This is a genomic window from Pseudomonas sp. NFACC13-1 (assembly GCF_900104425.1).
Taxonomy (GTDB): Bacteria; Pseudomonadota; Gammaproteobacteria; order Pseudomonadales; family Pseudomonadaceae; genus Aquipseudomonas; species Aquipseudomonas fluorescens_AA.
In genome coordinates this window covers 183,876-191,247 of record NZ_FMXV01000012.1, presented here as the reverse complement: position 1 = coordinate 191,247, position 7,372 = coordinate 183,876, and the positions used below count along the sequence as shown (strand labels likewise).

The 7,372-nt window shown below is 58.3% G+C and carries 7 protein-coding genes; 4 read left to right on the top strand and 3 right to left on the bottom strand.

Features of this window, described 5'->3' with window-relative positions:
- Positions 1–301: 301 nt before the first annotated feature.
- Complete coding sequence (tyrS, locus tag BLQ55_RS16815; RefSeq protein WP_092255243.1) at positions 302–1,501, bottom strand: tyrosine--tRNA ligase; 1,200 nt, start codon at positions 1,499–1,501, stop codon at positions 302–304.
- A 212-nt stretch (positions 1,502–1,713) separates the two neighbouring features.
- On the opposite strand from tyrS, the gene BLQ55_RS16810 reads away from it, so the two are divergent.
- Both BLQ55_RS16810 and BLQ55_RS16805 read left to right on the top strand, forming a co-directional pair.
- On the top strand, positions 1,714–3,132 hold the full coding sequence (locus tag BLQ55_RS16810; RefSeq protein ID WP_092255240.1) for a peptidoglycan DD-metalloendopeptidase family protein: 1,419 nt from the start codon (positions 1,714–1,716) through the stop codon (positions 3,130–3,132).
- A gap of 3 nt (positions 3,133–3,135) precedes the next feature.
- The gene (locus BLQ55_RS16805) at positions 3,136–4,227 is read left to right on the top strand and encodes an anhydro-N-acetylmuramic acid kinase (RefSeq protein WP_092255237.1); all 1,092 of its coding nucleotides are present in this window, start codon (positions 3,136–3,138) and stop codon (positions 4,225–4,227) included.
- Positions 4,228–4,294: 67 nt separating this feature from the next.
- Here BLQ55_RS16805 and erpA read toward each other — a convergent pair whose 3' ends face one another.
- Positions 4,295–4,645 (bottom strand): iron-sulfur cluster insertion protein ErpA, encoded by a 351-nt coding sequence (gene erpA, locus BLQ55_RS16800; RefSeq protein ID WP_003177727.1) that lies wholly within the window; start codon positions 4,643–4,645, stop codon positions 4,295–4,297.
- Positions 4,646–4,751: 106 nt separating this feature from the next.
- Positions 4,752–5,786, bottom strand: coding sequence for an N-acetyl-gamma-glutamyl-phosphate reductase (gene argC, locus BLQ55_RS16795; protein WP_060740384.1), 1,035 nt, complete (start codon positions 5,784–5,786; stop codon positions 4,752–4,754).
- 134 nt (positions 5,787–5,920) lie between these two features.
- On the opposite strand from argC, the gene hemJ reads away from it, so the two are divergent.
- Entirely contained in the window at positions 5,921–6,352 is a 432-nt protein-coding gene (gene hemJ, locus BLQ55_RS16790) for a protoporphyrinogen oxidase HemJ (protein WP_092205518.1), read from the top strand.
- A gap of 34 nt (positions 6,353–6,386) precedes the next feature.
- Complete coding sequence (locus BLQ55_RS16785; protein WP_092205519.1) at positions 6,387–7,355, top strand: NAD(P)H-dependent flavin oxidoreductase; 969 nt, start codon at positions 6,387–6,389, stop codon at positions 7,353–7,355.
- Positions 7,356–7,372 lie beyond the last annotated feature (17 nt).

Below are 7,372 nucleotides of genomic sequence, written 5' to 3'. Positions count from 1 at the left end.
GAAACATCAACAACTTCAACCACTTGCGCTTCCGATCTCTCGTTAGCGGGAGGCGAATTCTACAGCGTTACTCGCTGCTGTCAACACCTCTTTTTCACCGCTTTCGACCGAGAAGATCGAACCGCATATAGAGCCAAACAACACTGCTCTATCTGCGCCTTCCGGGCTTCGATGAACTGAAGCCCTGCACCGTCGAAACCTACTTAACTCCTTGAATATCAAGGAGTTTTCCGTTTCGACTGCGCCGGAAGTGGGGCGAATTATAGACTTCCAGAATCTGCCGTCAACCCTTAATTTCGCTTTATTCAGATTTCAGCGTAATACGTGCGAAAGCCTTCTTGCCGGCCTGGCACACATGAGTAGAACCCAGCTCATATATATAGGTGCGATCCACAACCTCACCATCTATACGCACGCCACCCGAACCCAGGAGATCTCTCGCCACCGCAGCATTCTTGACCAGGCCAGCCTTATTGAGGACCGCTGCAATTGGCATATTCTCGACAGCAGTCAACTCGATCTCCGGCAGATCATCCGGCAGCTCGCCATCCTTCATACGATTACCCGCCGCACGATGAGCATTGGCCGCAGCCTCCTCACCATGGAAACGCGCAACGATCTCTTCAGCCAGCTTGATCTTGATGTCCCGCGGATTGGCCCCGGCCTCTACATCGGCACGGAGCGCATTGATCTCGCCCATGGACCGGAAGCTCAACAGCTCGAAGTAACGCCACATCAGCACATCAGGAATGGAGACCAGCTTGCCGTACATGACGCCCGGCGCTTCCTGGATGCCCACGTAGTTGCCCAACGACTTGGACATCTTCTTCACGCCGTCCAGACCTTCCAACAATGGCATGGTCAGGATGCACTGCGCCTCCTGACCGTAACCACGCTGCAACTCACGCCCCATCAACAGGTTGAACTTCTGGTCGGTACCGCCCAGCTCAACGTCCGCGCGCAACGCGACCGAGTCATAACCCTGAACAAGCGGGTAGAGGAACTCATGGATAGCGATTGGCTGATTGGTCGTATAGCGCTTGTCGAAATCATCGCGCTCGAGCATGCGAGCCACGGTGTATTGGGATGTCAGGCGAATGAAATCCGCCGGCCCCATCTGATCCATCCAAGTGGAGTTGAATGCCACTTCGGTCTTGGCCGGATCAAGAATCTTGAAAACCTGAGTCTTGTAGGTCTCGGCGTTATCGAGAACCTGCTCGCGAGTCAGCGGCGGGCGCGTAGCACTCTTCCCGCTTGGATCACCGATCATGCCGGTGAAGTCCCCTATAAGGAAGATGACCTGATGCCCCAGGTCCTGGAACTGGCGCAGCTTATTAATAAGCACGGTATGTCCCAGATGCAGATCGGGCGCCGTCGGATCGAAGCCAGCCTTGATGCGCAGCGGCTGCCCGCGCTTGAGCTTTTCGATCAGCTCGGACTCGACCAACAGTTCTTCCGCACCACGTTTGATCAGCGCTAGCTGCTCTTCAACCGACTTCATAACAGACCCGTAAGGCTCAGATTCAAAGGGCCCCAACCATACAAGATCGCGCACCAAATACAAGGTTTGCCCGGCGCACGGACACCGATCCACAGAACAGAGCATTCGCGGGCTTGCTTCGCAGGGGTTTTGGTTATATTTTATACAGTTATTTCATCTTCATCATGTCATTCATCTTTTCCAATTCATCTTTTCAAAAGTCAAAATTACTTATGACCACAGAACCGTCTAAAGCGCCGCCGCTTTACCCAAAGACCCATCTGCTTGCCGCCAGCGGCATCGCAGCCCTCCTAAGCCTGGCGCTCCTGGTGTTTCCCTCCAGCGATGTTGAAGCCAAAAAGACGACTCTGAGTCTTGAACTGGAAAGCCCTGCTGAACAACTGACACAAGAACAAGACGCCGCCGAAGCCGTTCAAGCCACAAACGAACCGGCCGCCTCTCCTTTTGCGCAGATTGAAAACAGCCCGGAAGACACCGCCCAGGCCGCCGCTGCGGTAGAAGCGCCTGTTGCGGAAGAAAAGAAAGAACCGGAACATCGCGAAGTGATTGTTGCCAAGGGCGACACGCTTTCCACCCTCTTCGAAAAGGTTGGCCTGCCCTCCACATCGGTCCACGAAATCCTGGCCAGCGACAAGCAAGCCAAGCAGTTCACTCAACTGCAACGCGGTCAGAAACTCGAATTCGAACTCAATCCAGATGGACAGCTGAACAACCTGCACACCAAGCTCAGCGACTTGGAAAGCATCACCCTGACCAAAAATGACAAGGGTTACGTATTCAACCGCGTCACCGCCAAGCCTACCGTTCGCTCGACCTACGTCCATGGCGTCATCAACAGCTCATTGTCCCAGTCCGCTGCCCGCGCCGGCCTTTCCCATAGCCTGACCATGGACATGGCCAGCGTCTTCGGCTACGACATCGACTTCGCCCAGGACATTCGCCAAGGTGACGAATTCGACGTCATCTATGAGCAGAAAGTGGTCAATGGCAAGAGCGTCGGCAACGGCCCGATCCTTTCCGCGCGCTTCACCAACCGCGGCAAGACATACACCGCGGTGCGCTACACCAACAAACAAGGCAACAGCAGCTACTACACCGCCGACGGCAACAGCATGCGCAAGGCATTCATCCGTACACCGGTTGACTTCGCCCGCATCAGCTCGAAGTTCTCCGCCGGCCGCAAGCATCCGATCCTGAACAAGATCCGCGCCCATAAAGGTGTCGACTACGCAGCCCCCCGTGGTACGCCCATCAAGGCGGCCGGCGACGGCAAGGTATTGTTGGCCGGACGTCGCGGCGGTTATGGCAATACCGTGATCATCCAGCACGGCAACACCTATCGCACGCTGTACGGCCACATGCAGGGCTTCGCCAAAGGCGTGAAGACTGGCGGCACCGTCAAGCAAGGCCAGGTGATCGGATACATCGGTACCACCGGGCTGTCCACCGGACCGCACTTGCACTATGAGTTCCAGGTCAACGGCGTCCATGTCGATCCGCTTGGCCAGAAGTTGCCGATGGCCGATCCGATTGCCAAGGGCGAGCGCGCGCGCTTCCTGGCACAAAGCCAACCCTTGATGGCTCGCATGGATCAAGAGAAAGCCACCATGCTGGCCTCGAGCAAGCGCTAAGCCATGGCGCTCTATATCGGTGTGATGTCCGGGACCAGCCTGGATGGCTTGGATATCGCACTGATCGAACTGGCTCCGGCGATCAAATTGATTGCCACGCACTACATTCCCATGCCCGCCGCCCTGCGCGCCGAATTACTCGGACTGTGCAGCAGCGGGCCCGATGAAATCGCCCGCTCCGCCATTGCCCAGCAAAAGTGGGTAAAGCTGGCCGCCCAGGGTATCCATACCCTACTCGACGAACAGAAACTCAAGCCTCAAGACATCAGCGCGATTGGCAGCCACGGCCAGACCATCCGCCATGAACCAGCCCGTGGGTTTACCGTGCAGATCGGCAATCCGGCCCTGTTGAGCGAATTGACCGGCATCGCCGTCGTCAGCGACTTCCGCAGCCGTGATGTTGCCGCTGGCGGACAAGGCGCCCCACTGGTACCGGCGTTTCACGAAGCACTGTTCGAAGAACGAGCTGGTAATCGTGCCGTGTTGAATATCGGCGGCTTCAGCAATCTCAGCCTGATAGAGCCCGCAAAACCTGTAGCCGGGTTCGACTGTGGTCCAGGCAACGTATTGCTCGATGCCTGGATACATCAGCGACGAGGCGACCATTTCGACCGTGACGGCCAATGGGCTGCCAGCGGGAAAGTCGAGCCAGCCCTGCTCAAGGCACTGCTCAGCGATCCTTTCTTCGTCACCAAGGGGCCGAAAAGTACCGGCCGCGAGGTATTCAACCTGCCTTGGCTGAGCCAGCATTTGTCGCAGTTGCCAACCTTCGCTCCGCAAGACGTACAGGCGACGTTGCTCGAACTGACCGCCCTGACCATCGTCGAATCACTGCAGCATGCCCAAACGAATACCCAGGAGTTGCTGATTTGCGGCGGCGGCGCGCACAACCAGGCGCTCATGAAGCGCCTGGCCGAGTTGCTGCCGGATACCCGGGTCAGCAGTACGGCGGAGTATGGCGTGGACCCGGACTGGGTCGAAGCCATGGCTTTCGCCTGGCTCGCCCATTGCTGCCTTGAAGGCATTCCGGGCAATCGTCCGAGTGTCACTGGCGCCCGTGGCTTGCGCGTACTCGGCGCCATCTACCCGGCCTGAGATAAGATCACGGACAAAAAAACGCCGCAGGACCGTAAGGCACTGCGGCGTTTTTATTGGAGCTGTCTCAGATCGAAAACGAAGAACCGCACCCACAGGTCGTGGTGGCGTTAGGGTTCTTGATCACGAAGCGCGAACCCTCCAGACCTTCCTGATAATCCACCTCGGCACCTGCCAGGTACTGGAAGCTCATCGGATCGACCACCAGGCTGACCCCTTCGCGCTCGACGATGGTGTCGTCTTCGGCCACTTCCTCATCGAAAGTGAAGCCGTACTGGAAACCGGAACAACCGCCACCCGTAACAAATACGCGCAGCTTCAAACGATCATTGCCCTCTTCATCGACCAGGCTCTTCACCTTGTGCGCGGCACCATGGGTGAATTGCAAAGCCGTGGGGGTGAAGGTTTCGACGCTCATGCTGAATATCTCCCGGCGCTTACGCCGCCATAATGCGTGATGGCGGGCATTATCCGCTTCTCCTACAAAATCGGTCAACTATTTGCGGAGCTGCGGCCAACTGCTTTCAAGGCAACATCCCCGCATGGGACAGCCCCAGGCGCTCATCCAGGCCGAACAGAATGTTCAGGTTCTGCACCGCCTGGCCCGACGCGCCCTTGACCAGGTTATCGATGACCGACAATACCACCACCAGGTCACCGTCCTGCGGACGATGCACGGCAATCCGGCAAACGTTCGCACCGCGCACGCTGCGGGTCTCCGGATGGCTGCCAGCGGGCATTACGTCGACGAACGGTTCGTTGGCATAACGCTTTTCAAACAATGCCTGCAGGTCCACCGAACGATCGACGACGGTCGCATAAAGGGTGGAATGGATGCCACGAATCATCGGCGTCAAGTGCGGCACGAAGGTCAGGCCGACATCCTTGCCCGCTGCCCGGCGCAGCCCCTGGCGAATTTCCGGCAGGTGGCGATGCCCCTTGACCGCGTACGCCTTCATGCTTTCCGACGTCTCAGAATACAGCGACCCGACACTGGCGCCACGCCCGGCGCCGCTGACCCCGGATTTGCAGTCGGCGATCAGACGCGAAGTATCGGCAAGACCGGCCTCAAGCAACGGCAAGAAGCCCAACTGTGTAGCGGTCGGATAGCAACCCGGTACGGCGATCAGCCGAGCCTGCTTGATTTTCTCGCGATTGACCTCCGGCAAGCCGTAGACTGCCTCCTCGAGCAACTCCGGCGCGCCGTGGGGCTGGCCGTACCATTTGGCCCACTCATCGGCGTCCTGCAGACGGAAGTCCGCCGACAGGTCGATCACCTTGGTTCCAGCAGCCAGCAGTTCACCGGCCAGGGCGTGGGCGACACCGTGGGGCGTGGCGAAGAACACCACATCGCAGGCGCCAAGGGTCTTGACGTCCGGGACGCTGAACGCCAGGCCGTCGTAATGGCCTCGCAGGTTCGGATACATGTCGGCGACGGCCAGGCCGGCCTCGGATCGGGAAGTGATGACCACCACCTCAGCCTGCGGATGCTGTGCCAGAAGACGCAGCAGTTCGACACCGGTGTAACCCGTGCCGCCGACGATACCGACCTTGACCATAAACCTGCCCTCAACGAACCCACTGGAAAGCCGTCGATGATAGGGGCCGCGGGGCGTGGCGACAACCGTCAAGGTGACGTGTGACCGCTCCAACCTCTACTATCGGGCTACCGTGAATCGAGGAATAACTAAAAATGCTCTATCTATGGCTCAAAGCACTTCACATTGTCAGCATGGTCTGCTGGTTCGCCGGCCTGTTCTACCTGCCTCGCCTGTTTGTCTATCACGCCCAAAGCGAAGACAGTGTCAGCAAAGAGCGCTTCAGCGTCATGGAGCGCAAGCTGTACCGTGGCATCATGGGACCGGCGATGATTGCCACCCTGGTATTCGGCATCGGGTTGCTCAGCCTCAATGCCGGCGCCTACTTCACCCAGGGAGGCTGGATGCACGCCAAGTTGACCCTGGTCGTGCTGCTGATCGGTTACCACCATATGTGCGGCGCCCAGGTAAAACGCTTCGCCCGTGGCGAAAACACCCGCAGCCATGTCTTTTATCGCTGGTTCAATGAAGTGCCGGTTCTGATATTGCTGGCTATCGTAATTCTGGTCGTCGTTCGTCCGTTCTAACCTCCAATCAGCATCCATTTCCGGGGTACTTCCAATGTCGTTGCCCGCTCTGCTTGAACAACGCTTGCGACTGCCCGTCGTGGCGGCGCCAATGTTCCTGATTTCCAATCCGCAACTGGTGCTGGCCTGCTGCCGCAATGGCATTGTCGGCAGCTTTCCAGCGTTGAACCAGCGCGAAAGCAGCGGCTTCAAGGCCTGGCTGGAAGAAATCGAAGCAGGCTTGGCAACCCTGGAAAACCCGGCGCCCTACGCGGTAAACCTGATTGTCCATCACAGCAATCCGCGACTTCAGGCCGACCTGGCCATCTGCATCGAACACAAGGTGCCGATTGTCATCACCAGCCTGGGTGCGGTGAAAGAGCTGGTGGACGCGGTTCACGGGTACGGAGGCCTGGTGTTCCATGACGTGACGACCCGAAGGCATGCCGAGAAAGCCGCCGAAGCCGGTGTCGATGGCTTGATCGCCGTAGCCGCTGGCGCAGGTGGGCACGCCGGGACCTGGAGCCCGTTTTCACTGATTGCCGAGATCCGGCAGTTTTTCGATAAGACCCTGCTGCTGGCAGGGTGCCTGAACCACGGCCATCAGATCCTGGCCGCACAATTGCTCGGCGCGGATCTGGCCTACTTCGGTACACGCTTTATCGGTACGAGCGAAAGCCACGCACCTGACGCTTATAAAGAGATGTTGCTCACATCCAGAGCCGCAGACATCGTGCATACTCCCGCTGTGTCCGGGGTACCGGCCAGTTTCATGCGCCAGAGCCTGGAGAACGCCGGTTTCGATCTGGCCGCCCTGCAGAACAAAGGCGCGGTGGATTTCGGCTCGAAACTCAAACCGCTGAACGATGAAGCCAAGGCCTGGAAAACCGTATGGTCCGCTGGCCAGGGCGTGGGTGAAATCGATGATTTGCCCAGCGTCGATCAGTTGGTGGCACGCCTGGATGAAGAATACCGTCAGGCACAAGCCCGGGCGGCGCAGCTTGGCGGGCAATGGCCCCGCTGAATCAGCCTGAACAAAAC

Excerpts from the sequence above, each read along its gene's own strand:
- tyrS (WP_092255243.1), bottom strand. The coding sequence starts at position 1,501 with ATGAAGTCGGTTGAAGAGCAGCTAGCGCTGATCAAACGTGGTGCGGAA.
- BLQ55_RS16810 (WP_092255240.1), top strand. The coding sequence starts at position 1,714 with ATGACCACAGAACCGTCTAAAGCGCCGCCGCTTTACCCAAAGACCCAT.
- BLQ55_RS16805 (WP_092255237.1), top strand. The coding sequence starts at position 3,136 with ATGGCGCTCTATATCGGTGTGATGTCCGGGACCAGCCTGGATGGCTTG.
- erpA (WP_003177727.1), bottom strand. The coding sequence starts at position 4,645 with ATGAGCGTCGAAACCTTCACCCCCACGGCTTTGCAATTCACCCATGGT.
- argC (WP_060740384.1), bottom strand. The coding sequence starts at position 5,786 with ATGGTCAAGGTCGGTATCGTCGGCGGCACGGGTTACACCGGTGTCGAA.
- hemJ (WP_092205518.1), top strand. The coding sequence starts at position 5,921 with ATGCTCTATCTATGGCTCAAAGCACTTCACATTGTCAGCATGGTCTGC.
- BLQ55_RS16785 (WP_092205519.1), top strand. The coding sequence starts at position 6,387 with ATGTCGTTGCCCGCTCTGCTTGAACAACGCTTGCGACTGCCCGTCGTG.